Origin of the sequence: Roseovarius sp. 10 (genome assembly GCF_033100315.1) — a bacterium.
Lineage (GTDB): Bacteria > Pseudomonadota > Alphaproteobacteria > Rhodobacterales > Rhodobacteraceae > M30B80.
The window spans coordinates 1-25,727 of sequence record NZ_JAWLVH010000006.1; the positions used below are offsets into that span (position 1 = coordinate 1).

Annotated in this window: 39 protein-coding genes; 37 read left to right on the top strand and 2 right to left on the bottom strand. The window is 55.3% G+C overall.

Annotation, left to right across the window (positions count from 1 at the left end; translation table 11 throughout):
* From RYZ18_RS13535 to rplP, 10 genes are all read left to right on the top strand, one after another.
* Nucleotides 1-460, top strand: a 460-nt coding sequence (locus RYZ18_RS13535) for an EF-Tu/IF-2/RF-3 family GTPase (RefSeq protein WP_317657406.1), incomplete at its 5' end; no start/stop codon positions are given.
* A 145-nt stretch (nt 461-605) separates the two neighbouring features.
* On the top strand, nt 606-914 hold the full coding sequence (gene rpsJ / locus RYZ18_RS13540) for a 30S ribosomal protein S10 (RefSeq protein WP_010400227.1): 309 nt from the start codon (nt 606-608) through the stop codon (nt 912-914).
* Between the two features lie 14 nt (nt 915-928).
* Complete coding sequence (gene rplC / locus RYZ18_RS13545) at nt 929-1,675, top strand: 50S ribosomal protein L3 (protein ID WP_317657407.1); 747 nt, start codon at nt 929-931, stop codon at nt 1,673-1,675.
* Nucleotides 1,675-2,295 carry a 50S ribosomal protein L4 gene (gene rplD, locus RYZ18_RS13550; RefSeq protein WP_317657408.1) on the top strand — a complete coding sequence of 207 codons (621 nt, stop codon included), beginning with the start codon at nt 1,675-1,677 and terminating at the stop codon, nt 2,293-2,295. Before rplC ends, rplD begins: the two co-directional genes overlap by 1 nt.
* Nucleotides 2,292-2,588 carry a 50S ribosomal protein L23 gene (locus RYZ18_RS13555; protein ID WP_317657409.1) on the top strand — a complete coding sequence of 99 codons (297 nt, stop codon included), beginning with the start codon at nt 2,292-2,294 and terminating at the stop codon, nt 2,586-2,588. Before rplD ends, RYZ18_RS13555 begins: the two co-directional genes overlap by 4 nt.
* Before the next feature lie 307 nt (nt 2,589-2,895).
* Nucleotides 2,896-3,738, top strand: coding sequence for a 50S ribosomal protein L2 (rplB, locus tag RYZ18_RS13560; protein ID WP_317657410.1), 843 nt, complete (start codon nt 2,896-2,898; stop codon nt 3,736-3,738).
* Nucleotides 3,739-3,741: 3 nt separating this feature from the next.
* Nucleotides 3,742-4,020, top strand: coding sequence for a 30S ribosomal protein S19 (gene rpsS / locus RYZ18_RS13565; RefSeq protein WP_217777634.1), 279 nt, complete (start codon nt 3,742-3,744; stop codon nt 4,018-4,020).
* Nucleotides 4,021-4,023: 3 nt separating this feature from the next.
* A complete protein-coding gene (gene rplV, locus RYZ18_RS13570) occupies nt 4,024-4,404 on the top strand; it encodes a 50S ribosomal protein L22 (protein WP_317657411.1) in 381 nt (126 codons plus the stop codon).
* Nucleotides 4,404-5,111, top strand: coding sequence for a 30S ribosomal protein S3 (gene rpsC / locus RYZ18_RS13575; protein ID WP_317657412.1), 708 nt, complete (start codon nt 4,404-4,406; stop codon nt 5,109-5,111). The genes rplV and rpsC overlap by 1 nt, the downstream gene beginning before the upstream one ends.
* A 12-nt stretch (nt 5,112-5,123) precedes the next feature.
* Nucleotides 5,124-5,537: a 50S ribosomal protein L16 gene (gene rplP, locus RYZ18_RS13580; protein ID WP_317657413.1), complete on the top strand. Its 414-nt coding sequence runs from the start codon at nt 5,124-5,126 to the stop codon at nt 5,535-5,537.
* A gap of 58 nt (nt 5,538-5,595) precedes the next feature.
* Here rplP and RYZ18_RS13585 read toward each other — a convergent pair whose 3' ends face one another.
* A complete protein-coding gene (locus RYZ18_RS13585; protein WP_317657414.1) occupies nt 5,596-6,216 on the bottom strand; it encodes a 2OG-Fe(II) oxygenase family protein in 621 nt (206 codons plus the stop codon).
* A gap of 242 nt (nt 6,217-6,458) precedes the next feature.
* Between RYZ18_RS13585 and rpmC the strand changes: the two genes are divergently transcribed.
* The 27 genes from rpmC (at nt 6,459) to RYZ18_RS13720 (ending at nt 25,179) form a co-directional block, all read left to right on the top strand.
* Entirely contained in the window at nt 6,459-6,668 is a 210-nt protein-coding gene (gene rpmC, locus RYZ18_RS13590; RefSeq protein ID WP_317657415.1) for a 50S ribosomal protein L29, read from the top strand.
* A complete protein-coding gene (gene rpsQ, locus RYZ18_RS13595) occupies nt 6,668-6,898 on the top strand; it encodes a 30S ribosomal protein S17 (protein ID WP_317657416.1) in 231 nt (76 codons plus the stop codon). The genes rpmC and rpsQ overlap by 1 nt, the downstream gene beginning before the upstream one ends.
* Nucleotides 6,899-6,973: 75 nt before the next feature.
* A complete protein-coding gene (gene rplN / locus RYZ18_RS13600) occupies nt 6,974-7,342 on the top strand; it encodes a 50S ribosomal protein L14 (RefSeq protein ID WP_005621870.1) in 369 nt (122 codons plus the stop codon).
* A gap of 1 nt (nt 7,343) precedes the next feature.
* On the top strand, nt 7,344-7,649 hold the full coding sequence (gene rplX, locus RYZ18_RS13605) for a 50S ribosomal protein L24 (RefSeq protein WP_317657417.1): 306 nt from the start codon (nt 7,344-7,346) through the stop codon (nt 7,647-7,649).
* Nucleotides 7,649-8,212, top strand: a complete 564-nt coding sequence (gene rplE / locus RYZ18_RS13610) for a 50S ribosomal protein L5 (protein ID WP_317657418.1) — start codon at nt 7,649-7,651, stop codon at nt 8,210-8,212. Before rplX ends, rplE begins: the two co-directional genes overlap by 1 nt.
* A 21-nt stretch (nt 8,213-8,233) precedes the next feature.
* Complete coding sequence (gene rpsN, locus RYZ18_RS13615; protein WP_317657419.1) at nt 8,234-8,539, top strand: 30S ribosomal protein S14; 306 nt, start codon at nt 8,234-8,236, stop codon at nt 8,537-8,539.
* A 13-nt stretch (nt 8,540-8,552) separates the two neighbouring features.
* Nucleotides 8,553-8,945, top strand: coding sequence for a 30S ribosomal protein S8 (gene rpsH, locus RYZ18_RS13620; protein ID WP_317657420.1), 393 nt, complete (start codon nt 8,553-8,555; stop codon nt 8,943-8,945).
* Nucleotides 8,946-8,958: 13 nt separating this feature from the next.
* The gene (rplF, locus tag RYZ18_RS13625) at nt 8,959-9,492 is read left to right on the top strand and encodes a 50S ribosomal protein L6 (RefSeq protein ID WP_317657421.1); all 534 of its coding nucleotides are present in this window, start codon (nt 8,959-8,961) and stop codon (nt 9,490-9,492) included.
* Nucleotides 9,493-9,503: 11 nt separating this feature from the next.
* Nucleotides 9,504-9,863, top strand: coding sequence for a 50S ribosomal protein L18 (gene rplR, locus RYZ18_RS13630; RefSeq protein WP_317657422.1), 360 nt, complete (start codon nt 9,504-9,506; stop codon nt 9,861-9,863).
* Nucleotides 9,864-9,983: 120 nt separating this feature from the next.
* The gene (rpsE, locus tag RYZ18_RS13635; protein WP_317657423.1) at nt 9,984-10,547 is read left to right on the top strand and encodes a 30S ribosomal protein S5; all 564 of its coding nucleotides are present in this window, start codon (nt 9,984-9,986) and stop codon (nt 10,545-10,547) included.
* Between the two features lie 12 nt (nt 10,548-10,559).
* Nucleotides 10,560-10,748: a 50S ribosomal protein L30 gene (gene rpmD / locus RYZ18_RS13640; protein WP_213675014.1), complete on the top strand. Its 189-nt coding sequence runs from the start codon at nt 10,560-10,562 to the stop codon at nt 10,746-10,748.
* A gap of 106 nt (nt 10,749-10,854) precedes the next feature.
* Nucleotides 10,855-11,328 (top strand): 50S ribosomal protein L15, encoded by a 474-nt coding sequence (rplO, locus tag RYZ18_RS13645; RefSeq protein WP_317657424.1) that lies wholly within the window; start codon nt 10,855-10,857, stop codon nt 11,326-11,328.
* A gap of 129 nt (nt 11,329-11,457) precedes the next feature.
* A complete protein-coding gene (gene secY, locus RYZ18_RS13650) occupies nt 11,458-12,834 on the top strand; it encodes a preprotein translocase subunit SecY (protein ID WP_317657425.1) in 1,377 nt (458 codons plus the stop codon).
* Complete coding sequence (locus RYZ18_RS13655; RefSeq protein ID WP_317657426.1) at nt 12,831-13,487, top strand: adenylate kinase; 657 nt, start codon at nt 12,831-12,833, stop codon at nt 13,485-13,487. Before secY ends, RYZ18_RS13655 begins: the two co-directional genes overlap by 4 nt.
* A 178-nt stretch (nt 13,488-13,665) precedes the next feature.
* Nucleotides 13,666-14,034 (top strand): 30S ribosomal protein S13, encoded by a 369-nt coding sequence (gene rpsM, locus RYZ18_RS13660; protein ID WP_317657427.1) that lies wholly within the window; start codon nt 13,666-13,668, stop codon nt 14,032-14,034.
* A gap of 14 nt (nt 14,035-14,048) precedes the next feature.
* Complete coding sequence (rpsK, locus tag RYZ18_RS13665) at nt 14,049-14,438, top strand: 30S ribosomal protein S11 (protein WP_317657428.1); 390 nt, start codon at nt 14,049-14,051, stop codon at nt 14,436-14,438.
* A 110-nt stretch (nt 14,439-14,548) separates the two neighbouring features.
* Nucleotides 14,549-15,565: a DNA-directed RNA polymerase subunit alpha gene (locus RYZ18_RS13670; RefSeq protein WP_317657429.1), complete on the top strand. Its 1,017-nt coding sequence runs from the start codon at nt 14,549-14,551 to the stop codon at nt 15,563-15,565.
* A 118-nt stretch (nt 15,566-15,683) separates the two neighbouring features.
* Nucleotides 15,684-16,103, top strand: coding sequence for a 50S ribosomal protein L17 (rplQ, locus tag RYZ18_RS13675; protein WP_317657430.1), 420 nt, complete (start codon nt 15,684-15,686; stop codon nt 16,101-16,103).
* Nucleotides 16,104-16,221: 118 nt separating this feature from the next.
* Nucleotides 16,222-17,541 carry a replication-associated recombination protein A gene (locus RYZ18_RS13680; protein WP_317657431.1) on the top strand — a complete coding sequence of 440 codons (1,320 nt, stop codon included), beginning with the start codon at nt 16,222-16,224 and terminating at the stop codon, nt 17,539-17,541.
* Between the two features lie 55 nt (nt 17,542-17,596).
* Nucleotides 17,597-17,977: a fluoride efflux transporter CrcB gene (gene crcB / locus RYZ18_RS13685; RefSeq protein ID WP_317657432.1), complete on the top strand. Its 381-nt coding sequence runs from the start codon at nt 17,597-17,599 to the stop codon at nt 17,975-17,977.
* Nucleotides 17,974-19,038: an RluA family pseudouridine synthase gene (locus RYZ18_RS13690; protein ID WP_317657433.1), complete on the top strand. Its 1,065-nt coding sequence runs from the start codon at nt 17,974-17,976 to the stop codon at nt 19,036-19,038. The genes crcB and RYZ18_RS13690 overlap by 4 nt, the downstream gene beginning before the upstream one ends.
* The gene (locus tag RYZ18_RS13695; RefSeq protein WP_317657434.1) at nt 19,035-19,718 is read left to right on the top strand and encodes an HAD-IA family hydrolase; all 684 of its coding nucleotides are present in this window, start codon (nt 19,035-19,037) and stop codon (nt 19,716-19,718) included. The genes RYZ18_RS13690 and RYZ18_RS13695 overlap by 4 nt, the downstream gene beginning before the upstream one ends.
* Entirely contained in the window at nt 19,715-20,446 is a 732-nt protein-coding gene (locus RYZ18_RS13700) for an ATP12 family chaperone protein (protein WP_317657435.1), read from the top strand. Before RYZ18_RS13695 ends, RYZ18_RS13700 begins: the two co-directional genes overlap by 4 nt.
* Before the next feature lie 232 nt (nt 20,447-20,678).
* On the top strand, nt 20,679-21,698 hold the full coding sequence (locus RYZ18_RS13705) for an amino acid ABC transporter substrate-binding protein (protein ID WP_317657436.1): 1,020 nt from the start codon (nt 20,679-20,681) through the stop codon (nt 21,696-21,698).
* A 135-nt stretch (nt 21,699-21,833) separates the two neighbouring features.
* The gene (locus RYZ18_RS13710) at nt 21,834-23,048 is read left to right on the top strand and encodes an amino acid ABC transporter permease (protein ID WP_317657437.1); all 1,215 of its coding nucleotides are present in this window, start codon (nt 21,834-21,836) and stop codon (nt 23,046-23,048) included.
* Between the two features lies 1 nt (nt 23,049).
* Complete coding sequence (locus RYZ18_RS13715) at nt 23,050-24,366, top strand: amino acid ABC transporter permease (protein ID WP_317657438.1); 1,317 nt, start codon at nt 23,050-23,052, stop codon at nt 24,364-24,366.
* A gap of 12 nt (nt 24,367-24,378) precedes the next feature.
* Nucleotides 24,379-25,179 carry an amino acid ABC transporter ATP-binding protein gene (locus RYZ18_RS13720; protein WP_317657439.1) on the top strand — a complete coding sequence of 267 codons (801 nt, stop codon included), beginning with the start codon at nt 24,379-24,381 and terminating at the stop codon, nt 25,177-25,179.
* 6 nt (nt 25,180-25,185) lie between these two features.
* Here the strand turns inward: RYZ18_RS13720 and RYZ18_RS13725 are convergent, their stop codons facing one another.
* Nucleotides 25,186-25,692 carry a SixA phosphatase family protein gene (locus RYZ18_RS13725; RefSeq protein WP_317657440.1) on the bottom strand — a complete coding sequence of 169 codons (507 nt, stop codon included), beginning with the start codon at nt 25,690-25,692 and terminating at the stop codon, nt 25,186-25,188.
* Between the last annotated feature and the right edge of the window lie 35 nt (nt 25,693-25,727).

Here is a 25,727-nt window from a genome sequence, read left to right on the forward strand (position 1 = left end):
GATTGAGATCGTTGGTATCCGCGACACCTCCAAGACGACCTGCACAGGCGTTGAGATGTTCCGCAAGCTGCTTGACCGTGGTGAAGCGGGCGACAATATCGGCGCGCTTCTGCGTGGTGTTGACCGTGAGGGCGTTGAGCGTGGTCAGGTTCTCTGCAAGCCAGGTTCTGTGAAGCCACACACGAAGTTCGAAGCTGAGGCCTATATCCTCACGAAAGAAGAAGGTGGTCGTCATACCCCGTTCTTCGCGAACTACCGTCCTCAGTTCTACTTCCGCACCACGGACGTTACCGGCACTGTGACCCTGCCTTCTGGCACGGAAATGGTTATGCCCGGCGACAACCTGAAGTTCGAAGTCGAGCTGATCGCCCCAATCGCGATGGAAGATGGTCTGCGCTTCGCGATCCGCGAAGGCGGCCGCACAGTCGGCGCAGGCGTGGTCTCCAAAATCATCGCTTAAGATTTGAGATTGGCACGCGGGGGAAACCCCGTGTGCCAACTTCACCCGCTGGGTGCAATATCGCACCCAAATTGAAACCGGTTCGACGAGGGGATGTGGTGACACATTGCCCTCCTCTCAATCGTAAAGGATCAGAGTAATGGCCATTCAAAGCCAAAACATCCGTATCCGCCTCAAGGCGTTTGATTACCGCGTTCTGGATGCCAGCACGCAGGAAATCGTGAACACCGCCAAGCGGACGGGTGCACAGGTGCGCGGGCCTATCCCGCTGCCAAACAAGATCGAAAAATTCACTGTTCTGCGTGGGCCTCACATCGACAAGAAGAGCCGCGACCAGTGGGAAATTCGCACCCATAAGCGTCTGTTGGATATTGTTGATCCAACACCACAGACTGTGGATGCATTGATGAAGCTCGACCTCGCCGCTGGCGTGGATGTCGAGATCAAGGTCTAAGGGGGGCATCGGATATGTTGCGCTCTGGAGTGATCGCTAAAAAATTGGGTATGACCCGCCTGTTCATGGAAGATGGTCGTCAGATCCCTGTGACCGTTTTGCAATTGGATGGTCTTCAGGTTGTGGCACAGCGCACCACTGACAAAGATGGCTACACTGCCATCCAGCTCGGTGCAGGTTCCGCAAAAGCAAAGCGCGTTTCGGCGCCAATGCGCGGCCATTTCGCCGCTGCAAAGGTTGAGCCTAAGCGTAAGCTTGCGGAATTCCGTGTTGACCCTGAGAATTTGGTGGCCGTTGGTGAAGAAATCACCGCAGACCATTATTTCGAAGGCCAATTCGTTGACGTGTCTGGCACCTCGACTGGTAAAGGTTTCGCGGGTGCGATGAAGCGCCATAACTTCGGCGGTTTGCGTGCGTCTCACGGCGTGTCGATCAGCCACCGTTCGCATGGTTCGACAGGTCAGTGTCAAGATCCTGGTCGCGTGTTTAAGGGCAAGAAAATGGCAGGCCATTTGGGTTCGGTGCGCGTCACCACTCAAAACCTGCAAGTTGTTCGCACCGATGCAGATCGTGGCCTGATCATGGTCAAAGGCGCTGTTCCTGGCACCAAAGGTGGTTGGGTGACCATCAAAGACGCGGTGAAAAAGCCATTCCCTGAGAATGCTGTTTTGCCTGCTGCTTTGAAATCCGCCGCCGCCGCAGCTGCGCCTGCAACCGAGGCCCCCGCAGAGGACGCCCCTGCCGAGGGAGGTGAAGCATAATGAAACTTGACGTCATTAAATTGGACGGTGGCAAAGCGGGATCTGTTGATCTTGGCGATGACATTTTTGGTCTTGAGCCCCGTGCTGACATCCTGCACCGCGTTGTCCGTTGGCAGCGTAACAAGGCGCAGGCCGGCACGCACAAGGTTAAAACCCGTTCTGAAGTCAGCTATTCGACCAAGAAGATCTATCGCCAAAAGGGCACTGGTGGCGCGCGCCACGGGTCTCGTAAGGCGCCGATCTTCCGTAAGGGTGGCATTTACAAAGGCCCAACCCCACGCAGCCATGCGCACGAGCTTCCTAAGAAGTTCCGTAAGCTTGGTCTGAAGCACGCTTTGTCTGCCAAAGTGGCAGCAGGCGAGTTGGTGATCATCGAAGCAGCGGCCATGGCCGAGGCGAAAACCGCGCAATTGGCCAAGCAGGTGAAGAACCTTGGTTGGAAGCGTGCCTTGATCATTGACGGTGCAACGGTTGATGCGAACTTCGCCCAAGCGGCGCGTAACATCGAGGGTCTCGATGTGCTGCCATCCATGGGCGCGAATGTCTATGACATCCTCAAGCGCGACACTCTGGTGTTGACGAAGGCGGGTGTCGAAGCACTGGAGGCTCGCCTAAAATGAGCACGAAGCCAGAACATTATGACGTGATCCGCCGCCCGATCATCACGGAAAAAGCCACTATGGCCTCCGAGAACAATGCGGTTGTGTTCGAAGTTGCGATTGATGCGAATAAACCTCAGATCAAGGAGGCTGTTGAAAGCCTGTTTGGTGTGAAGGTGAAAGCGGTCAATACAACTGTCACCAAAGGCAAGAACAAGCGTTTCCGTGGCATCGCGGGCACCCGTAAGGATGTCAAGAAGGCCTATGTAACGCTGGAAGAAGGCAACACAATCGACGTGGCCACAGGTCTTTGATCTGTCCCACGTTCGGGCGTTTTGCCTGATCTGACCTCAGCGAGGCCCCGACTGCGGATGCGGTTGGGGCCTTGTTCATCGCAAAGGCGGCTGCACAGTCGGGAAGGGGCCTTGACCTTAGGGCGTCACTTTCCTACACAGCGCCATCGCGATAGCCCCAGATTCGTCTGGGGCTTTGCTGTTGTTCGTATGAACGACATTTCACTGGGACCTTCGGGGCCCTCATTTATCGGTCACCCAATTCGGGGGACTTACAACATAGGTGGGTTTTTAATGACCTGCCGTTAGCAAACGGAAGACAGAAAGCATGGCACTTAAGTCGTATAAGCCGACGACGCCGGGCCAGCGCGGGCTGGTGCTGATCGACCGTTCGGAGCTGTGGAAAGGACGTCCTGTCAAATCCCTGACTGAGGGTTTGACGAAAAAGGGCGGTCGGAACAATACCGGACGGATTACCGCACGCCGCCGCGGTGGTGGCGCGAAGCGTCTCTATCGTATCGTGGATTTCAAGCGTCGTAAATTTGACGTCACAGCCACGGTTGAACGGATCGAATACGATCCTAACCGCACCGCCTTCATCGCGTTGATCCGCTACAGCGATGGCGAGCAGGCCTATATCCTCGCGCCACAGCGTTTGGCTGTTGGGGATGCGGTTGTCGCCTCTGCAAAAGCAGATATTAAGCCCGGTAACGCAATGCCATTTTCTGGCATGCCCATCGGGACAATCGTTCACAATATCGAATTGAAGCCCGGTAAGGGTGGCCAAATCGCACGCGCGGCGGGCACGTATGCCCAGTTCGTTGGTCGTGACGGTGGCTATGCTCAGATCCGCCTCTCTTCTGGTGAATTGCGTCTGGTGCGTCAGGAATGCATGGCAACCATTGGTGCCGTGTCAAACCCTGACAACTCGAACCAAAACCTTGGTAAAGCGGGCCGCGTCCGCCACATGGGCAAGCGTCCAAGCGTCCGTGGTGTTGCGATGAACCCAATCGATCACCCACATGGTGGTGGTGAAGGCCGCACATCTGGTGGCCGTACGCCAGTTACCCCATGGGGTAAGGATACCAAGGGCACCCGCACCCGCAACAAGAACAAGGCATCGCAGAAGCTGATTATCCGCTCGCGTCATGCCAAGAAGAAAGGGCGTTAATAGATGAGCCGTTCTGTATGGAAAGGCCCTTTTGTCGACGCATACGTCCTCAAGAAGGCAGAAAAAGCGCGGGAGTCTGGGCGCAACGAAGTGATCAAAATCTGGTCGCGCCGTTCAACCATCCTGCCACAATTCGTTGGCCTCACCTTTGGTGTCTATAACGGGCAAAAGCACATCCCCGTGAACGTCACTGAAGACATGATCGGTCAGAAATTCGGTGAATATTCTCCAACGCGCACCTATTACGGGCACGCTGCGGATAAGAAAGCGAAAAGGAAGTAAGCCATGGGCAAGGATAAGAATCCCCGCCGCGTGGCGGACAATGAAGCGATGGCAAAACTGCGCATGTTGCGCACAAGCCCGCAGAAATTGAACCTCGTCGCGCAAATGATCCGTGGGAAGAAAGTTGACAAGGCTTTGACCGCGTTGACCTTCTCCAACAAGCGCATCGCGATTGACGTGAAGAAATGCCTTCAGTCTGCCATTGCGAATGCTGAAAACAACCACAGCCTTGATGTGGATGAATTGGTCGTTGCCGAAGCATATGTCGGCAAGAACCTGATCATGAAGCGTGGTCGTCCACGTGCCCGTGGTCGGTTTGGCCGCATCCACAAGCCGTTCTCTGAACTAACCATCAAGGTTCGCCAGGTCGAGGAGCAAGCGTAATGGGTCATAAGGTAAATCCAATTGGCATGCGCCTGCAGGTCAACCGCACTTGGGACAGCCGCTGGTATGCGGACACCAAGGATTACGGCAACCTGTTGCTCGAAGATCTGCGTATGCGTGAATTCGTGGCGAAAGAGTGCAAGCAAGCTGGTGTCTCCAAAGTCATCATCGAGCGTCCGCACCGCAAGTGCCGCGTCACCATCCACACCGCTCGCCCTGGTGTTATCATCGGGAAAAAAGGTGCGGATATTGAAGGCCTGCGCAAAAAGCTGGCCGCAATGACCGACAGCGAATTGCACCTCAACATCGTTGAAGTGCGCAAGCCAGAAGTTGATGCGGCATTGGTGGCAGAGTCCATCGCGCAGCAGCTTGAGCGCCGCGTTTCGTTCCGCCGCGCAATGAAGCGCGCCGTGCAGAACGCGATGCGCATGGGTGCCTTGGGTATCCGTGTTAACGTGGCTGGTCGCTTGGGTGGCGCTGAAATCGCCCGCACCGAATGGTATCGTGAGGGCCGCGTGCCGCTTCACACATTGCGCGCAGACATTGACTACGCGCATGCAGAAGCGTCCACACCTTACGGGATCATTGGGATCAAGGTCTGGATCTTCAAGGGTGAAATCCTTGAGCATGATCCATCGGCGCGTGATCGCCGTTTGGCCGAAATGCAGGATAGCGGTGGGGCACCACGCCCGCGCCGTGATCGCTGAGGAGTTTGACAGATGCTGCAACCAAAGCGCACAAAATTCCGCAAGATGCACAAAGGCCGCATCAAGGGTGAAGCAAAAGGCGGGTCTGACCTGAACTTTGGCACCTTTGGCCTGAAAGCCCTTCAGCCTGAGCGCGTTACCGCGCGCCAGATCGAAGCTGCCCGCCGCGCCCTGACACGCCACATGAAGCGTCAAGGTCGTGTATGGATCCGCATCTTCCCTGACACCCCTGTAACTTCGAAACCAACCGAAGTGCGTATGGGTAAAGGTAAAGGTTCGGTCGATTACTGGGCATGCAAGGTCAAACCAGGCCGTGTTATGTTTGAGATTGACGGCGTTAACGAAGAAATCGCACGCGAGGCGCTGCGCCTTGCCGCGATGAAGCTGCCAATCAAAACACGCACAGTGGCACGCGAAGACTGGTAATTTCAGCTTCGCTTGTGAAAATCAAAACCCCCGCAGAGCAATCTGCGGGGGTTTTTCTTTAGTCCCAACGATAATTAAAGCTGACGCTGATCCGCTCATCCTCGGCCATATTCATCGGCACCTCATGGCGCAACCAGCTTTCCCAGAGCAGCACATCACCGACATTTGGCTTTACATAGATAAAGGGCTGTAATTCTGCGCGTGCGGTCTTGGCCCGCGTTGGGGCCGCCATCATGCGCGACAGGCGCGGGTCTTCCAGTTTCAACGCCGATGCACCTTCGGGCATTGCAACATATGTTGTCCCCGAAATTACCGAATGCGGATGAATATGCGAGCTATGCGTGCCGCCTTCGGGCAGGATGTTGATCCATAAATCCTCAAGAACCAGAGCGCGGCCATCCAAATCGAATTCCAAATCCTTGACGAATTCCGCGACATGATGATCGAGAATTTTCACCAAATCCGCAAAGATCGGAAAGCGCCAAGGCAGATCGGTGAGCGAGGCATAGGACGTATATCCAGGATATCCGTTTTCCTCGCACCATGTTTGACCCGCTTCGTCATCCTCTGCGATAACGAGGCAAGATTGCTCTAACTCGGCCAAATCAAGCTGAGGGGCTGCCTCGTGCAGATTGCCGTGATAGAGGCGTGTGACGAATAAGGATGATATCTGTGCCATAGGCCTTCCTTAGATCAAGATGCGCCAAGCCGCGCGGAACGGATGACGGAACCATAGCCTAGGTCTAGGTGCGGGGCGAGGGTAGACCACAACAGCCTTTGAAAAACGCGGATAAATTCCCCCGTGGGGTTGCCATATGCCCAAGATGCGCGTATGTGCCGCCCCTATCCACCTACTCCAACGGAATCAGGGTGACGCTTTTTGCGGCCCTCCGTTGATTGTTGAAAAGGAAGACCAACGCGATGAACGCGCAAGACCTACGTGATAAAACGCCTGACCAGCTGCGTGATCAGCTTGTTCAGTTGAAGAAGGAAGCGTTTAACCTGCGCTTCCAACAGGCCACTGGCCAATTGGAAAACACCGCCCGTATGCGCCAAGTGCGCCGTGACGTGGCCCGTGTGAACACGATTCTATCTCAGAAGGCAGCAGCAGCCGCAGGGGAGGCCAACTAATGCCCAAACGTATCCTGCAAGGTGTTGTCACCTCTGATCAGAATGAACAAACCGTCACCGTGTCTGTAGAGCGCCGCTTTACGCACCCAGTGATGAAGAAGACGGTTCGTAAGTCCAAGAAGTATCGGGCCCACGATCCGCAGAACCAATTCAAAGTTGGCGATATCGTCCGCATTCAGGAATGTGCGCCAATTTCGAAGTCGAAACGCTGGGAAGTCATCGCAAACTAAGCGCTGAATTTCAGTTTAACGAAACCCTGGGGGTAATGTCCGCATCGGCGCCCCCAAAGGTCGGGAGATACCACTATGATCCAGATGCAGACCAATCTGGATGTAGCTGACAACTCTGGCGCTCGCCGAGTTCAGTGCATCAAGGTTCTGGGTGGATCCAAGCGGAAATATGCCTCGGTGGGTGACATCATCGTGGTATCCGTGAAGGAAGCCATCCCACGCGGTCGTGTAAAAAAGGGCGATGTCCGTAAGGCCGTTGTCGTGCGCACCGCAAAAGAAGTTCGCCGCGAAGATGGCACAGCCATCCGTTTCGACCGCAATGCGGCCGTGATCCTCAACAACAACAACGAGCCTGTTGGCACCCGTATCTTCGGGCCAGTTGTGCGTGAGTTGCGTGCGAAGAACTTCATGAAGATCATCTCGCTCGCTCCGGAGGTGCTGTAATATGGCTGCCAAGTTGAAAAAGGGCGACAAGGTCGTCGTGCTTGCTGGCAAGGATAAGGGCAAAGAGGGTGAAATCTCTGCCGTTATGCCAAAGGCCAACAAAGCCATTGTGGACGGCGTGAACATCGCCATCCGTCACACCCGCCAATCTGCACAGGGCCAAGGCGGCCGCCTTCCAAAGGCGATGCCAATTGACCTGTCCAATCTGGCGCTTCTGGACAAAAACGGCAAACCCACCCGTGTTGGCTTCAAGGTTGAAGACGGCAAGAAGGTGCGTATCGCCAAAACCACGGGGGAGGTCATCTAATGCTTGATACGGCAAACTATACCCCACGTCTGAAGGCGGCTTTTGCTTCGACTGTTCGCCCTGCGATGAAGGAAGAGTTCGGCTATAAGAACGATATGCAAATCCCACGTTTGGATAAGATCGTTCTGAACATTGGCGCAGGCGCCGAAGCCGTGCGTGACAGCAAAAAAGTGAAATCCGCTCAGGAAGACCTCAGCGCGATTGCAGGCCAGCAGGCCGTTGTGACCAAGGCAAAGAAATCCATCGCGGGCTTCCGTGTTCGCGAAGATATGCCTCTTGGCGCAAAGGTTACCCTGCGCGGCGACCGCATGTATGAATTCCTTGATCGTCTGATCACTGTGGCTATGCCGCGCATCCGCGACTTCCGCGGTGTGTCTGGCAAGTCCTTTGACGGCCGTGGCAACTACGCCATGGGGATCAAAGAACATATCGTTTTCCCTGAAATCAACTTCGACAAGGTCGATGAGGTTTGGGGGATGGACATTATCATTTGCACCACCGCGAAAACTGACGCGGAAGCCAAGGCGCTGTTGAAGCATTTCAACATGCCCTTCAATTCGTGATCGCGGGAGGAGAGTAGAACAATGGCAAAGAAGTCCATGGTTGCACGCGAAGTGAAGCGCCAAAAGCTTGTTGCGAAATACGCAGCAAAGCGTGCCGCGCTGAAAGAAATCGCGAATGATGAATCGAAGCCGATGGAAGAGCGTTTTAAGGCTCGTCTGAAACTGGCAGAGCTGCCACGTAACAGCTCCGCCACTCGTCTTCATAACCGTTGCCAGCTCACGGGGCGCCCAAAGGCCTATTACCGTAAGCTGAAAGTCTCGCGTATCATGCTGCGTGAATTGGCCTCGAACGGCCAAATCCCCGGCATGGTTAAGTCGAGCTGGTAAGGAGGTCTGACAGATGAATGATCCTCTTGGTGATATGCTGACCCGCATCCGCAATGCACAGATGCGTGGTAAGTCCACAGTCGTGACGCCCGCTTCCAAGCTGCGTGCTTGGGTTTTGGATGTGTTGGCCGATGAAGGCTATATCCGCGGCTACGAGCGCACCTCTGATGCCGCAGGGCATCCTGCGCTGGAAATCAGCCTGAAATACTATGAAGGCAGCCCCGTGATCCGCGAGATTAAGCGCGTATCCACCCCCGGTCGTCGTGTTTACATGAACGTGCAGGATATTCCGCAGGTTCGGCAAGGTCTTGGTGTTTCCATCGTCTCCACCTCCAAAGGTGTGATGTCCGATGCGAATGCACGTCAGGCCAATGTCGGCGGCGAAGTTCTCTGCACCGTATTCTAAGGAGGCCTGAAGCATGTCTCGCATTGGGAAAAAACCGGTCGGACTGCCTGGTGGTGTAACAGCCACTGTGTCGGGCCAGACGATTGAGGTGAAGGGGCCAAAAGGCACCCGTAGCTTTACCGCCACCGATGATGTCACAATCGCAGTCAATGACAACGCGGTTGATGTGACACCACGCGGCAAGTCCAAGCGTGCGCGCCAGCAATGGGGTATGAGCCGTTCGATGGTTCAGAACCTCGTCACTGGCGTGACGGATGGCTTCAAGAAAGAGCTGGAGATCACAGGTGTGGGTTACCGCGCCGCGATCCAAGGCAATGTTCTGAAACTGTCCTTGGGCTACAGCCACGATGTGGATTTCCAAGTGCCACAAGGTGTGACGGTGACAACACCAAAGCCAACCGAAGTGGTGATCGAAGGGATTGATCAGCAATTGGTCGGTCAGGTTGCAGCAAACATTCGCGAATGGCGCGCGCCCGAGCCCTATAAGGGCAAGGGGATCCGCTATAAGGGCGAATATATCTTCCGCAAGGAAGGTAAGAAGAAGTAAGGGCGACGAAGATGGCAAACAGCAAACGAGAACTGTTCCTCAAGCGCCGCCTGCGCGTTCGGAACAAGCTGCGGAAAATGGCAGACGGGCGCGCGCGCCTCTCTGTTCACCGCTCGAACAAGAATATCAGCGTTCAGTTGATCGACGATGTAAAAGGCGTGACTTTGGCCTCGGCATCTTCGCTCGAAAAAGATCTGGGCGTTGTTGGCAAGAACAATGTCGAAGCGGCCGCAAAAGTGGGCGCAGCGATTGCAGACCGTGCAAAGAAAGCGGGCGTGTCGGAATGCTATTTCGACCGTGGCGGTTTCTTGTTCCACGGCCGCGTCAAAGCTTTGGCTGACGCAGCCCGCGAAGGTGGTTTGAAGTTCTAATCCATGTAGGCGGCGCGCAAGTGCCGCCTCGATGATCGGGGAGAGGGCCTTTTATGTGCCCCTCACTGCGATTGACCAAAACAGGCGCGCGGGATGCGCCAGAACTAAAGGATGCCAAACATGGCAGAACGTGAACAACGTCGGGGCCGTCGCCGCGAAGAGCGCGAAGAAACCCCAGAATTCGCCGACCGTCTGGTCGCAATCAACCGCGTATCGAAGACCGTAAAAGGTGGTAAGCGTTTCGGCTTTGCCGCTCTGGTGGTTGTCGGTGACCAGCGTGGTCGTGTGGGCTTTGGCAAAGGTAAAGCCAAAGAAGTGCCTGAAGCGATCCGTAAGGCAACCGAACAAGCCAAGCGCAACCTTATTCGCGTGCCTCTGCGCGAAGGCCGCACCCTGCACCACGATGCGCAGGGCCGTCATGGCGCAGGCAATGTCGTGATGCGCACCGCCCCTGAAGGGACGGGGATCATCGCGGGTGGTCCAATGCGCGCCGTGTTCGAAATGCTTGGCATCAAGGACGTTGTTGCGAAATCATTGGGCTCGCAGAACCCCTATAACATGATCCGCGCAACCCTTGATGGTCTGCGTCAGGAAAGCTCGCCTCGTCAGGTGGCTGCGCGCCGCGGCAAGAAAGTTGCCGACATCCTGCGCAAGCCCGAAGCCGAAGTTGCGGCAGACGCCTGAGGAGAGTGAGCAATGGCTAAAACTATCGTTGTAAAACAGATCGGCTCGCCGATCCGCCGCCCTCAAGATCAGCGCGCAACGCTGATTGGTTTGGGTTTGAACAAGATGCACAAAACCCGCGAGTTGGAAGATACCCCTTCCGTGCGTGGCATGATCAACAAGATCCCGCATCTGGTAGAAATCATTGAGGAGCGCGGTTAATCCGCGCCCTTAATCCTGCCCCATCTGTCTGGGGCGCTTTTGATCATTGTGCCGCGTTTGCCGCCACGGTCGCTCGGGTGGTAATTCCGGCTAGAGGAGTAGCGACATGAAACTGAATGAATTGCGCGATAACCCAGGTGCAACCAAGAAAGCCAAGCGTATTGGCCGTGGCCCTGGTTCTGGCAAAGGTAAAATGGGTGGCCGTGGTATCAAAGGTCAGAAATCCCGTTCGGGTGTGGCCATCAACGCCTATGAAGGCGGTCAGATGCCCCTCTATCAGCGCCTTCCAAAGCGTGGCTTCAACAAGCCAAACCGCAAAGAATTCGCTGTCATCAATTTGGGCCTGATCGAGAAATTCCTCGAGGCGGGCAAATTGGACGCAAAAGCAGAAATCACCGAAGATGCATTGGTTGCATCGGGCTTGGTGCGCCGGAAATTGGACGGCATCCGCGTTTTGGCCAAAGGTGACATCTCGAAGAAAGTAACGATCACTGTCACAGGTGCTTCCAAAGCAGCGGTTGAAGCTGTTGAAAAAGCAGGTGGCAAGCTCAACGTAGCGGCACCAGCAGCGACAGAGTAATCTGCCGCAGGCTTTCGACCAAGATGAGCCTTGAGACTTGCGGCTGAGCCGCATACATCAAGGGCAGGGTTTTTCGCGCCGCAAGATCGCAAGCTCGGTCTTGCGGCGCAATACATGATGAGGGGCGGTATGGCTTCAGCAGCTGAACAGATGGCGGCTAATCTGAGTTGGAAGTCGTTTGGCAAAGCGTCCGAATTGCGCCAGCGCATTTGGTTCACGCTTGGTCTTTTGATCATTTATCGGATCGGCACCTATATTCCTGTTCCAGGGATTGACGGGCAAGAGTTGCGCAATTTCTTTGACGCGGCCTCTGCAGGTCTGGGCGGTGTTTTGAACATGTTCACAGGCGGCGCCCTAAGCCGCATGGGTGTGTTCGCATTGGGGATCATGCCATATATCTCGGCCTCGATCATTGTGCAGCTGATGACCTCGATGGTGCCTGCCTTGGAGCAGTTGAAGAAAGAGGGCGAACAGGGCCGTAAGAAAATCAACCAATATACGCGCTACGGCACGGTCGCCTTGGCAACCGCGCAGGCCTATGGTCTGGCTGTCAGCATGGAGTCGGGCGGTCTTGCCTCGGATCCGGGTTGGTATTTCCGCGCGGCCTGTGTGATCACCCTTGTGGGCGGCACGATGTTCCTGATGTGGCTTGGTGAGCAGATCACGCAGCGCGGCATCGGTAACGGCATTTCTCTGATCATCTTTGTCGGTATCATCGCAGAAATCCCTGCAGCTCTGGCGCAGTTTTTTGAACAGGGCCGTTCTGGTGCCTTGTCCACGCCTATGGTTTTGGGCGTGATTGTGATGTTGATCGCAACGCTGTTTTTCGTGGTGTTTATGGAACGCAGCCTGCGCAAGATCCACATCCAATACCCCCGCCGCCAAGTCGGCATGAAGGTCTATGATGGCGGCAGCAGTCATTTGCCGATCAAAGTTAACCCTGCGGGCGTGATCCCAGCGATCTTCGCATCATCCTTGTTGTTGTTGCCAACAACCATGACGACCTTTTCGGGCAGTGAGGCGGCAGGGCCAGTTCTGTCATGGATCCTTGCAAATTTTGGCCCCGGTCAGCCCCTCTATCTGCTGTTCTTTGCAGGTATGCTGATTTTCTTCACCTATTTCTACACGCTGAACGTGGCCTTTAAGACCGATGATGTGGCGGACAATCTGAAAAACCAAAATGGGTTTATCCCAGGCATCCGTCCTGGTCAGCGCACTTCGGAATATTTGGAATATGTGGTGAACCGCGTTCTTGTGCTTGGTGCAGGGTATTTGACCTTGGTCGCCCTCTTGCCGGAGATTGTGCGCTCGAACTTGTCAATCACGGCTTATTTCGGCGGCACATCCATTCTGATCATCGTATCGGTCGGCATGGATACGGTGCAGCAGATCCAATCGCATTTGCTAGCCCATCAATACGAGGGCTTGCTTGAGCGCTCTCAATTGCGTGGTCGCAAAGGGACGGGCGCGGGGCGTGCCAAGCGCCGCACGCCACAGCGCAAATGACCGCGATTATTCTTCTCGGCCCCCCAGGTGCGGGCAAGGGAACCCAAGCGCGCCTCTTGGTTGAGGCGCGTGGCATGGTTCAGCTTTCCACTGGGGATATGTTGCGCGAGGCGCAGGCCTCTGGCACGGAAATGGGCAAACGGGTCGCCGATGTGATGGCCCGTGGTGAATTGGTGACGGATGAGATTGTCATTGGCCTGATCCGCGAGAAACTAGATGCTGGCCCTGCTGGCGGCGTCATCTTTGACGGGTTTCCCCGCACCTTGGCACAGGCAGATGCGCTTGAGGCATTGCTGGCCGAGATGGGTCTTGCACTTGATGCCGTGATTGAAATGCGTGTGGATGATGAGGCCCTTGTGGCGCGGATCACGGCGCGCTCAACCTGCGGTGGTTGCGGTGAGGTGTATAATGACATCACCAAACCAATTCCTGCCGATGGCACCTGCAGCACCTGTGGCGCTACCGAGTTCAAGCGCCGCGCGGATGACAATGAAGACAGTCTGCGACAGCGCCTGATGGAATATTACAAAAAGACATCGCCGCTGATTGGCTACTACTATGCCAAGGGGCATTTGCAGGCGGTGGATGGTTTGGGCGAGATTGATGCGGTCGCAAGCGGCATCGCAGCCATATTGGATCAGCCCAAATCTTAACCCCTATCCCCTTGACTGGCGGGGGGAAAAAGCCTATGCGCAGGCTTCCCATTAAGGGAATCATCGGGCGGATGCCGCCCGGTAAATCGAAAAAGGTCTTGCGGCTTTTTTGCAGCAAGACCTTTTGGTTGTGAAAAAAGGTTCTGGGGCTACGGAACCGCAACGAGAGGAAAGATAAGTGGCACGTATCGCAGGGGTCAACATCCCCACAGCCAAGCGCGTTCCTATTGCGCTGACATATATCACTGGCATTGGCCAATCATCCGCATATTCAATCTGCGAAGCCGTAGGGATCGACCCTGCGCGCCGCGTGAATGAATTGTCTGACGCCGAAGTCTTGAAAATTCGTGAACATATCGATGCGAACTTCACCGTAGAAGGTGACTTGCGCCGTGAAGTTCAGATGAACGTAAAGCGTTTGATGGATTTGGGGTGCTATCGTGGCCTCCGTCATCGCCGCAACCTGCCTGTGCGCGGTCAGCGCACCCACACCAACGCGCGAACCCGTAAGGGGCCTGCAAAGGCAATCGCGGGTAAGAAGAAGTAAGGGGAGGCAGATAAATGGCTCGTGATAAGACCCGCGTAAAACGCAAAGAACGTAAAAACATCGCCGCTGGTGTGGCGCATGTGAACAGCTCGTTCAACAACACAAAAATCCTGATCTCTGACGTGCAGGGCAATGCGATCTCTTGGTCGTCTGCTGGCACGATGGGGTTCAAGGGCAGCCGTAAATCCACCCCCTATGCCGCGCAGATGGCCGCAGAAGATGCGGGCCGCAAGGCACAGGAACATGGTGTTAAAACACTCGAAGTCGAAGTGCAGGGGCCAGGCTCTGGTCGTGAATCCGCACTTCGTGCTTTGGCCGCTGTTGGGTTTCAGATCACGTCTATTCGTGACGTGACCCCAATCGCGCACAATGGCTGCCGCCCGCCAAAGCGTCGCCGCGTGTGACAAGTGCGATTTTTCTTGGGCCGCGTGCGCGTCACGCGGCCTGAGTGGTTATTTGATCCTCGAGCGTCTCTGGCCTTGGATCGGTCAGCGACAGGAATGGAGGCTCCACAATGATCCATAAGAATTGGCAAGAACTGATCAAGCCAACCCAGCTGGTTGTAAACCCTGGCACCGACCCTGCGCGCAAGGCAACAGCGATTGCCGAGCCGCTTGAGCGTGGCTTTGGTCTGACGCTTGGCAACGCGCTTCGCCGCGTTTTGATGAGCTCGCTGCAAGGCGCGGCCATTACCTCTGTGCAGATCGACAACGTCTTGCACGAGTTTTCCTCGGTCGCTGGTGTGCGCGAGGATGTAACGGATATCGTTCTCAACCTCAAAGGCGTGGCCTTGCGCATGGAAGTTGAGGGGCCAAAGCGCCTTTCCGTGACCGCAAAAGGGCCTAAGGTTGTCACCGCAGGCGACATTTCCGAAAGCGCAGGTATCGAAGTTCTGAACAAGGATCACGTGATCTGTCACTTGGATGACGGCGCGGATTTCTTCATGGAACTGACGGTGAACACGGGCAAAGGCTATGTCTCTGCAGACAAAAACCGCCCAGAAGATGCGCCAATTGGTCTGATCCCGATTGACGCGATCTATTCGCCCGTCAAGAAAGTATCCTATGACGTGCAGCCGACCCGTGAAGGTCAGGTTCTCGATTATGACAAACTGACTGTCAAAGTCGAAACAGATGGCTCGGTCACCCCTGAGGATGCCTTGGCCTATGCTGCACGTATTTTGCAGGATCAATTGCAGATCTTCGTCAACTTTGACGAGCCAGAAGCCGCAGGTCGTCAGGATGATGATGATGATCTCGAATTCAACCCACTGCTTCTCAAGAAGGTGGACGAGTTGGAATTGTCGGTTCGCTCTGCAAACTGCCTGAAGAACGACAACATCGTCTATATCGGTGATCTGATTCAGAAAACCGAAGCCGAGATGCTGCGCACGCCAAACTTTGGCCGCAAATCCTTGAACGAGATCAAGGAAGTGCTGTCTGGCATGGGTCTGCATTTGGGAATGGATATCGTTGATTGGCCGCCAGACAATATCGAAGAGCTGGCCAAGAAATACGAAGACAATTTTTGATTTCGCAAGGGGCGCGTGTGATGCGCGCCTCTCGCACCCCCCGGGCATCCCGCCCCAATAAGGAGAGAGACGCAACGCACGGCTCTCGGACAAAGCATGAAATGAAGGAGATTTAACCATGCGTCACGGATCTGGCTATCGCCGTCTGAACAGAACCCATGAACACCGCAAAGCGATGTTCTCGAACCTTGCTGGCTCATTGATTGAGCATGAGCAGATCAAAACCACCCTGCCTAAGGCGAAAGACCTGCGCCGTGTGGTTGAGAAGCTGATCACATTGGGCAAGCGCGGTGACTTGCACGCACGCCGTCAAGCGGCTGCTGCGCTGAAGCAAGACGCCCATGTAAAGAAATTGTTCGAAGTTCTTGGCCCCCGCTATGCGGAGCGTCAGGGCGGCTATGTGCGCGTTCTCAAGGCGGGTTTCCGCTATGGTGATATGGCGCCAATGGCCATCATCGAATTCGTGGATCGTGATCCCGAAGCAAAAGGTGCCGCAGACCGTGCGCGCCTTGCTGCAGAAGAAGCGGCTGCTGAATAAGCACACCCCTTTTGCGAATAGTTTTGAAAACCCCTCGCGCCAATCGCGGGGGGTTTTCTTTTTGTGCGACCGCGCATGGGGGATTTTCCTCTGCCCCTGCAAAGGCTAGGCTTTGGCCATGAGTGATCTCTTTCAATCTGATCCAGACCCCTCCCCAAAGGCGCAGGCTATGCGCCCCTTGGCAGATCGTGTGCGCCCGTCCGAGTTGAAGGATGTGATTGGTCAGCAGCATTTGCTAGGGCCTGAGGGCAGTTTGCGGTTGATGTTGGATGCCGGGGCGCTGTCCTCGTTGGTTTTCTGGGGGCCACCTGGTGTGGGAAAGACCACGCTTGCACGGCTTTTGGCGCGCGAGACGGATTTCCACTTTGAACAAATCAGCGCGATTTTTTCTGGCGTGGCAGAGCTGCGCAAAACATTCGATGCCGCAAAGCTGCGCCGCAAAGCGGGGCAGGGCACGCTTTTATTCGTGGATGAAATCCACCGCTTTAACAAAGCCCAACAAGATAGTTTTTTGCCCCTGATGGAGGATGGCACAATCTTATTAGTGGGGGCCACGACCGAGAACCCCAGTTTCGAGATCAATTCCGCTGTGCTGTCCCGCGCGCAGGTTCTCACCTTGAACCGCCTCAGCGAGGGCGACCTGCGCGCCCTTTTGGCACGGGCTGAGCGCGAATTGGCGCGCGATTTGGCCTTGCCTGAAGAAACTCAAGCGGCACTCATTGCAATGGCCGATGGGGACGGGCGTGCCATGTTAAACCTCATCGAACAGGTGGCTGCATGGCCCGACCATGCGGGGGTGTCCGCAGCAACGCTCTCTGCGCGGCTACAGCGCCGCGCTGCGCAATATGACAAGTCGGGCGATGGCCATTACAACCTGATTTCTGCTTTGCACAAATCCATTCGCGGGTCTGATCCAGATGCGGCTCTCTATTGGTTCTCGCGCATGTTGGAGGGGGGCGAAGACCCGCGGTTCTTGGCGCGCCGTCTGACGCGTATGGCGGTAGAGGATATTGCCCTTGCTGACCCACAGGCGCAGCAGGTGTGTTTGGCCGCGTGGCAAAGCTACGAGAGTTTGGGGTCGCCCGAGGGTGAGCTGGCCTTGGCCAATGCTGTGATTTATCTGGCCCTCGCGCCAAAATCGAATGCCGCCTATGTCGCCTATAAGGCCGCGCGTAAATTGGCGGCGCAGACAGGGTCACTTGCCCCTCCGAAGCATATCTTAAACGCCCCGACCAAGCTGATGAAAGAGCAGGGCTATGGCGCAGGCTATGCCTATGATCACGATGCAGAAGATGGGTTTTCTGGGCAGAATTACTTTCCCGATACAATCACGCGCCCCAGTTTCTATGAACCTGTGGAACGTGGGTTTGAGCGCGATCTTGGAAAGCGGGTAGCATATTTTGCGAAGCTTAGGCGCGACCGAAACCGCGATGAGTGACCCGTGCCGCGGCTTTTGGTTGACAACAGACAGGCAGGGGCAGAAAGAGCCACCCATGATTTGGACAGTTTTTCAGGTGGCCCTTGGGGGCGCGATTGGTGCATCGCTGCGCTATCTCGTTGGCGTGGGTCTACATCGTGCGCTTGGGCAGACCGCGTTTCCTGTTGGGGTGATCTCGGTCAATATTCTTGGCTCTTTATTGATGGGTCTTTTTGTGGGCCTTGCCGCACAGCGCGGGCTGACCCATTTATCCCCTTTCGTCATGACGGGGATCTTGGGCGGGTTTACAACATTTTCTTCCTTTTCGCTTGAGGTCATCACGCTTTATGAGCGGGGCGATTTAGGGTTGGCGGCGGCCTATATTCTGGGCTCGGTCATCCTCTCTATCGTTGCGATTTTCGTGGGGTTACTGCTGACACGGGTGGCGCTGCCATGACGGGTGTTCAGGTTTTGGCTGTCGCGGATTCAGATGCGGATCAGCGGCTTGATCGGTGGTTCCGCCGGCTTTTCCCGCATATCCCGCAAGGCCGCATTGAGAAGATGTGCCGCAAAGGTGAAATCCGTGTCGATGGCGGGCGCGTGAAACCCGCCACACGCCTGCAATCTGGGCAGGAGGTGCGCATCCCCCCCTTGCCTGACCCAATGCCCGGAGATGCGCTTGGCGCGCCGCGGGTGCAGAAATCGGCCATCTCGGACGCGGATGCCGCGATGATGCGCCGCGCGGTCATCTATCAAGACGATCATCTGATCGCGATTAACAAACCCGCAGGCTTGCCCACGCAAGGCGGCAGCGGGCAAGGGGCGCGGCACGTTGATGCGTTGGCGGCCTGTCTCGCGCGCGAGGGTGAGGATAAGCCGCGCCTTGTTCATCGCTTGGATAAGGACACATCGGGCGTTTTGCTTTTGGCGCGCAGCAGGCAAGCCGCGCAGGCCCTCACCGATGCCTTTCGCCATCGTGAGACGCGCAAGATTTACTGGGCCGCCGTTGCAGGCGCGCCTTTGCCCCGAATGGGCAAAATCAAGTTTGGACTGGTAAAGGCTGCAGGCCATGGCAAAGGGGGCGAAGGCGAAAAGATGCGCTGCCTTCATCCATCTGAAATCGCCACCACCGATGGGGCCAAGCGGGCCGAGACAGATTATGCAACGCTCTCTGCGCTTGGGGGGCGGGTGTCATGGGTGGCGATGGTGCCGATTACTGGTCGCACCCATCAATTGCGCGCCCATATCGCAGAACTTGGCCACCCGATCGTGGGGGATGGCAAATATGGCGGCAGCAGTCAGGAAAATTTGGGCGATGGATGGGGCGCGCAATTGGGGGGTGAAATCAGCCGCAAGCTGCATCTTCACGCGCGCTATCTGAAATTCCGTCATCCTTTCTCCAAACGGGATCTCACGCTAACCGCAGCCTTGCCTGATCACATGGCCCGCACATGGGATTTGTTCGACTGGCGCGCCGAAGATGTGCCCGTTGACCCGTTTTATGACGAGCTCGGATGACTGCGCCTTATCTGATCATTTTCGATGTCGATGGCACGTTAATCGACAGTCAGGCACATATTGTAGCTTCGATGGAGGCGGCATTTAGCGGCCTGGATTTGCCTGCGCCAAGCCGTGCGCAGACCTTGTCAATTGTAGGCCTATCGCTACCGGTGGCCATGCTGCGCCTTGCGCCTGATCATAGTGCCGAGATGCGCGCTGATTTGGTCGAAGGGTATAAGGCGGCTTTTCAATCATTGCGCCTCAGCGCGGATGGCGCGGCCTTATCGCCGTTGTTTGAGGGGGCGATGTCAGTTCTAGAGACACTGCAGGCTGACCCGCGCTTTGTTTTGGCTATTGCGACTGGCAAGTCACGGCGGGGGATGGAACATATTTTGGATCAACATGGGCTGCGACCCTATTTTGCCTCCGTTCAGGTCGCCGATGATCACCCCTCAAAGCCACATCCCGCGATGGTGAAGGCTTGTTTGTTCGAATGTGATGTGCCCGCCGCGCGGGCCGTGGTGATCGGTGACACGACCTATGATGTCGAAATGGCGAAGGCTGCTGGCGCACAGGCTATTGGCGTCTCTTGGGGGTATCACAGCGTAGAGGATTTGCGGCAGTCTGGGGCCGACCCCATTTTGCGGCGCTTTGGCGAATTGCCCGCTGCCCTTGAACGAATTTGGAGCCTGACATGAGCGAATGGAAAGCCCGCCGTTTTTGGACATCTGCCAGCGTTGAAACGGTGGAAGGTGGCTATACGGTTCACTTGGACACACGGGCGGTCAAAACACCGCTGAAGGCGCCGCTGATTTTGCCAACCCAAACTATGGCCGAGGCGATTGCAGCAGAATGGATGGCCCAAGCCGAAGAGATCAATCCCCTCACCATGCCTGTCACACGGTCGGCAAATGCCGCGATTGATAAGGTCAGCGCACAAAAGCCAGAGGTTGTGGCGATGCTAGCGGCCTATGCTGAGACAGATTTACTCTGTCACAGGGCTGATCACCCACAGGAATTGGCCACACGCCAAGAAGCGGGATGGCGACCCGTTTTGGACTGGGCTGCAAGCGAGTTGAACGCGCCCTTGATTGTCACAATCGGCGTTTTGCCCGTGCCGCAACCGCAAGATAGCCTTGATCGGGTGCATCAACTTCTCTCGCAGTTTGATAATTTTTCTTTGACCGCATTGCATGACCTGATTTCTATCTCTGGCTCAGCCCTATTGGGGCTTGCTGTGGCGAAAGGGCAGTTCTCGCCGCAAGAAGCATGGAATCTGTCGCGAATCGATGAAAATTTTCAGGCAGAGCTTTGGGGCGAAGACGAAGAAGCCTTGGATGTGGCCGCGAAGAAAAAGGAAGCTTTTCTTCACGCAGCACATTTTTACAGACTTGCAGGCGGGCACGAGGCCCTTGGGGCAGGTTGAGGCCTTGTTTTTTAATGAATATGTAATCTGCATAAGCAGCAAGCATCCCTCGAACGGCTGCTATAAAGTTAGGCTTTACGTTTCGTAAACCTAGCTTCAAGCCTTGACCTTGGGCGGTATATTTGCCCAATTAAGCGGCATTGGCTCGCTTCTGCGGGCCACTGACATGAAGGTGGTCTTACGGCCATTGAGGAAACAGCCCAAAAGGGCGGTCCAATAGGAAGAGGTAAACATGAAAAAATCTGTAGTCCTAGCTACGCTGGCAGTTGCTGGTATGGCTGCGGGTATGTCCCAAGCGTCGACCCTTGATGAGGTCAAAGCTCGTGGCAGCCTGAACTGTGGTGTGACCACAGGTCTCACAGGCTTCGCAGAACCAAATGCCAGCGGCGTTTGGGAAGGTTTTGACGTTGCGGTATGCCGTGCCGTTGCAGCCGCCGTATTCGGCGACCCAATGGCGGTTGAGTTCGTTCCAACCACTGGTCAGACCCGCTTCACCGCGTTGGCCTCTGGCCAAGTTGATATGTTGGCACGTAACACCACATGGACCTTCAGCCGTGACGTTGATCTGAAGTTCGAATTCGTGGGCGTGAACTACTATGACGGTCAGGGCTTTATGGTTCCTGCATCCTTGGGCGTGTCTTCCGCGCTTGAGTTGGACGGTGCAACCGTATGTATCCAGACTGGCACAACCACCGAGTTGAACTTGGCTGACTTCTTTGCTTCGAACAACATGAGCTACGAGCCCGTGCCTATCGAAACAAACGCGGAAGCACAGCAGCAGTATCTCGCAAACGCCTGTGACGTTTACACCACAGACGCGTCTGGCCTTGCGGCAACCCGCGCGACCTTCGAGAACCCAGGCGACCACGTTCTTCTGCCTGAAATCATCTCCAAAGAGCCTCTCGGGCCGCTTGTTCGCCACGGCGACAACGAGTGGGGCGACATCGTTCGCTGGTCTTTGAACGCTTTGATCGCAGCTGAAGAGCTGGGCATCACTTCGGCAAACATCGCTGAATTGGCTGCTGCACCTGGTCAGAACCCAGAAATCAACCGTATTCTTGGCACTGAGGGCGACCTCGGCGCGATGCTCGGTCTGGAGGCAAACTGGGCGGTTAACGCGATCTCTGCTGGTGGTAACTATGGCGAGATCTTTGAGCGTTTCTTGGGCGAAAGCACCCCAATCGGTCTGGCACGCGGCTTGAACGCGCAGTGGACTGATGGTGGCCTGCTCTACTCCCCACCATTCCGCTAAGGTCTGAACGGAAGTTGGGCGCGGCATTCCCGCGCCCTTCTTCTATTCTAATATCCAAAATTACGCTGAAAGTGTTGCGACCCGTTTGTGCCGCACTGAAACTTTTTTACGCTGATATAATGACAGGATTCCGCCATGGCCTCGATACCGGATCCAAGTTCTGAACCCTTCCGCTTGGGTCAGTTGATTTATGATCGTCGTTATCGCTCAATGACGATCCAAGTATTCGCTTTCATTATGATCATGGCTTTTCTTTGGCAGCTTGGCTGGAACACGGTTCAAAACCTGTCCGCGCTTGGCAAAGATTTTGATTTTGGCTTTCTAGGGTCGCGCGCGGGCTATGATATCAACCAGCGCTTGATCGAATATTCCAACGACAGCACCCATGGCCGTGCTGCGATTATTGGGATCTTGAACACGCTGCTTGTCGCCTTTCTGGGCTGTATTCTTGCCACGATAATTGGCGTGATAGCAGGCGTTTTGCGTCTTTCGAAAAACTGGATCGTAGCGCGTTTGATGACGGTTTATGTGGAAGGGTTCCGCAATGTGCCGTTGCTGTTGTGGATCCTTGTGATCTTCGCCGTCATGACCGAAGCCACCCCACAGCCGCGCGATTTCCGCGAAGGCGGGGATGCGTCCATGATCCTGTTCGACAGTATCGCGATTACAAATCGCGGTATCTTTATCCCGCGTCCGATTTGGGGTGAGGGCTCAACCCTGCTTGTGGCGGTGTTTTTTGCTTCACTCTTTGCGATTTGGGCTTTCCGCCGCTATGCGCGCAAAAAACAAGAGGCAACGGGTCAAATCTTGCCTGTGTTCTGGATTTCTACGGCTTTGTTCTTTGTGCCTTCAATTATTTTCTACTTCATTCTGGGCGGGCCAGTCACGCTGCAGTTGCCTGAATTGGGTGGGTTCAACTTTACGGGCGGCCTACAGGTGCGCAACTCGCTGATTGCCTTGTGGTTTGCGTTGTCGCTCTACACGGGTGCGTTCATCGCAGAGATTGTGCGCTCAGGTATTTTGGCGGTATCACGCGGGCAAACCGAAGCAGCCTTTGCCTTGGGCTTGCGCCCCAACCGCACGATGAATTTGGTGATCCTGCCGCAGGCCTTGCGCGTGATCATCCCACCCCTGATTTCGCAATATCTGAACCTGACCAAGAACTCCTCCTTGGCGATTGCTGTGGGTTATATGGATGTGCGGTCTACCTTGGGTGGGATCACGATCAACCAAACAGGCCGCGAGCTTGAAGGGATGCTCCTCTTGGGCGTCTTTTACTTGGTCACATCCCTAATCATTTCGAGCGTGATGAATGTCTACAACAACGCCGTTAAGTTGAAGGAGCGCTGAGATGGCAAATTCTGCGAATAGCTCCGTTTCTTATGTGCGCACCGAGATGCTGCCCGAGCAGGCCCCGCCTGTCTCGGAAGCGGGCGTGGTGAAATGGGTGCGTGAAAACCTGTTCTCTGGGCCGCTCAATACAATCCTAACAATCCTGTCTTTGGTCGCGATTTATTGGGTGGTCAGCCATGTTTTCCAATGGTTTGCCTATGGCATTTGGACTGCAAATTCACTGAGTGAATGCCGTGAGGTGCGTGATGCGCTTTACGCCGATGGTCGCAATGTCGCCTGTTGGGCCGTCTTGAGCGAGCGTTGGAACCAACTTCTCTTTGGGTTCTACCCCGCCGATGCATATTGGCGCCCTGTTGTGGCTTTGATTGTGTTCTTCATCGCCGTTGCGCCTGTGATGTTCAACTTTGGTGGCCGCAAATTGGCGATCTTCTCGGCCGTGTCGCCCTTCATTTGCTACTGGCTGTTATGGGGCGGGTCGATTTGGGGGCCAATCCTGACGGCTCTGGGCTTTGTTTTGGCATGGTTGGCCTATGGCCAGATCACACGGCAATTCGGGGCTTTGGCAGGCGTTGTGGCGAGCATCCTTGTGCCGCTGATCTATTGGCGCTTTGGGGTTGCCCCACTAACGGGACTGGCCGATGGCATCTTGCCCATTGGAATTGAAAATATCCAATCCAAGGATTTCGGCGGGTTCATGTTGGCGCTGATCATCGGGATCACGGGCATTGTTCTGTCTTTGCCGCTTGGGATTTTGCTTGCGCTTGGGCGTCAGTCTGATTTGTTCATCATCAACAAATTCTCGGTGATCTTTATTGAGGTGATCCGCGGCGTTCCGTTGATTGTGTGGCTGTTCACGGCATCGCTTTTGTTGAACTACTTCCTGCCGCCTGGAACGAATTTTGACCTGATGCTCCGCGTGATTATCATGGTCACGCTCTTTGCCGCTGCCTATATGGCCGAGGTTGTGCGCGGTGGTTTGGCCGCCCTGCCTCGTGGGCAATATGAGGGGGCAGATAGTCTGGGCTTGGATTACTGGCAATCCATGCGCTTGATCATCCTGCCTCAGGCTTTGAAAATCTCAATTCCGGGCATCGTGAACACGTTTATCGGTTTGTTCAAAGACACAACTCTCGTGGTGTTCATCGGTCTGCTTGACCCGATCGGTCTGTCTAACGCAATCCGCGCCACGACCGAATGGAACGGGATTTACTGGGAATTGTTCATCTTCATCGGGCTTTGCTTCTTTGTGTTTTGCTACGCGATGTCCCGCTATTCGCAATATCTTGAGCGCAAGCTCGCAACAGATCGTCATTAAGGAGAGGCCGATATGAGTGAAGCCACCCCCTCCATCCAAGATCGTGAGATCAACCGTTCGCAGATGAAAGTCACCGATGAGGTGGCGGTTGAAATTCGCGATATGAACAAATGGTATGGTTCGTTCCATGTTTTGCGGGACATCAACCTTACTGTGAACCGCGGCGAACGTATCGTCATCTGTGGGCCATCTGGCTCGGGGAAATCTACGCTGATCCGCTGCATCAATGCATTGGAGGAGCATCAAAAGGGCTCCATCACTGTGGATGGCACATTGCTGTCAAATGACCTCAAGAACATTGACAAAATCCGTTCCGAGGTCGGGATGTGCTTTCAGCATTTCAACCTGTTTCCGCATTTGACCATTTTGGAAAACTGCACATTGGCCCCAATTTGGGTGCGCAAGACGCCCAAGAAAGAGGCCGAAGAAACGGCAATGTATTTCCTTGAGAAGGTGAAAATCCCCGATCAAGCGCATAAATATCCAGGGCAGCTGTCAGGGGGCCAGCAGCAGCGTGTGGCCATCGCGCGCAGCCTCTGTATGCGTCCGCGTATCATGCTGTTTGACGAACCGACATCGGCACTTGATCCTGAGATGATCAAGGAAGTTTTGGATACGATGATCCAATTGGCTGAAGAAGGTATGACCATGCTCTGTGTGACCCATGAGATGGGCTTTGCCCGTCAGGTTGCCAATCGCGTGATCTTTATGGATGCAGGCCAGATTGTTGAGCAAAACGAGCCTGAGCCGTTCTTCACCAACCCGCAAAATGACCGCACCAAGCTGTTCTTGAGCCAAATCTTGGGCCACTGATCCCGCTTAGGGCAAGTCACGCGGTGTGATAAAGGCGCGGGCAACCCCCGCGCCTATTTCTATGTTGGCCCAAGATGTTGCGTTAAAGTCCACGACCAAGGTCGCGGCTGTAGGGTAGCGGGTGAATTTCTCGTGTTGGGGCTGTGTCGCCACCAGAGAGCGCGCTAAGCTCCCAATACCAGGATTATGCCCGATGACGGCCAATGTGTGGCCCTCACTGGCCCTGATGACATTCAGCATATCAGGCGGCATCGCGAGATAGAGCGCGCGTGTATAAGAAACTTCGATTTCCGCACCGCTGAGGCATCGGGAAATCGCTGCCCATGTATCGACAGCACGGGTTGCGGTCGAGCAAAGCACATGATCAGGCCTATACCCCTGCGCCTCAAGCCATGTTCCAACGCGCGGTGCATCCTCTATTCCGCGGGCATTGAGGGGGCGGTCATGGTCATCCAACCCTGCATCGCCCCAATCTGATTTTGCATGGCGGATTAAGATCAACGTCAGGGTCATGGGTGAAAGCTCCGCATGTGGAAATGTGATTGCGC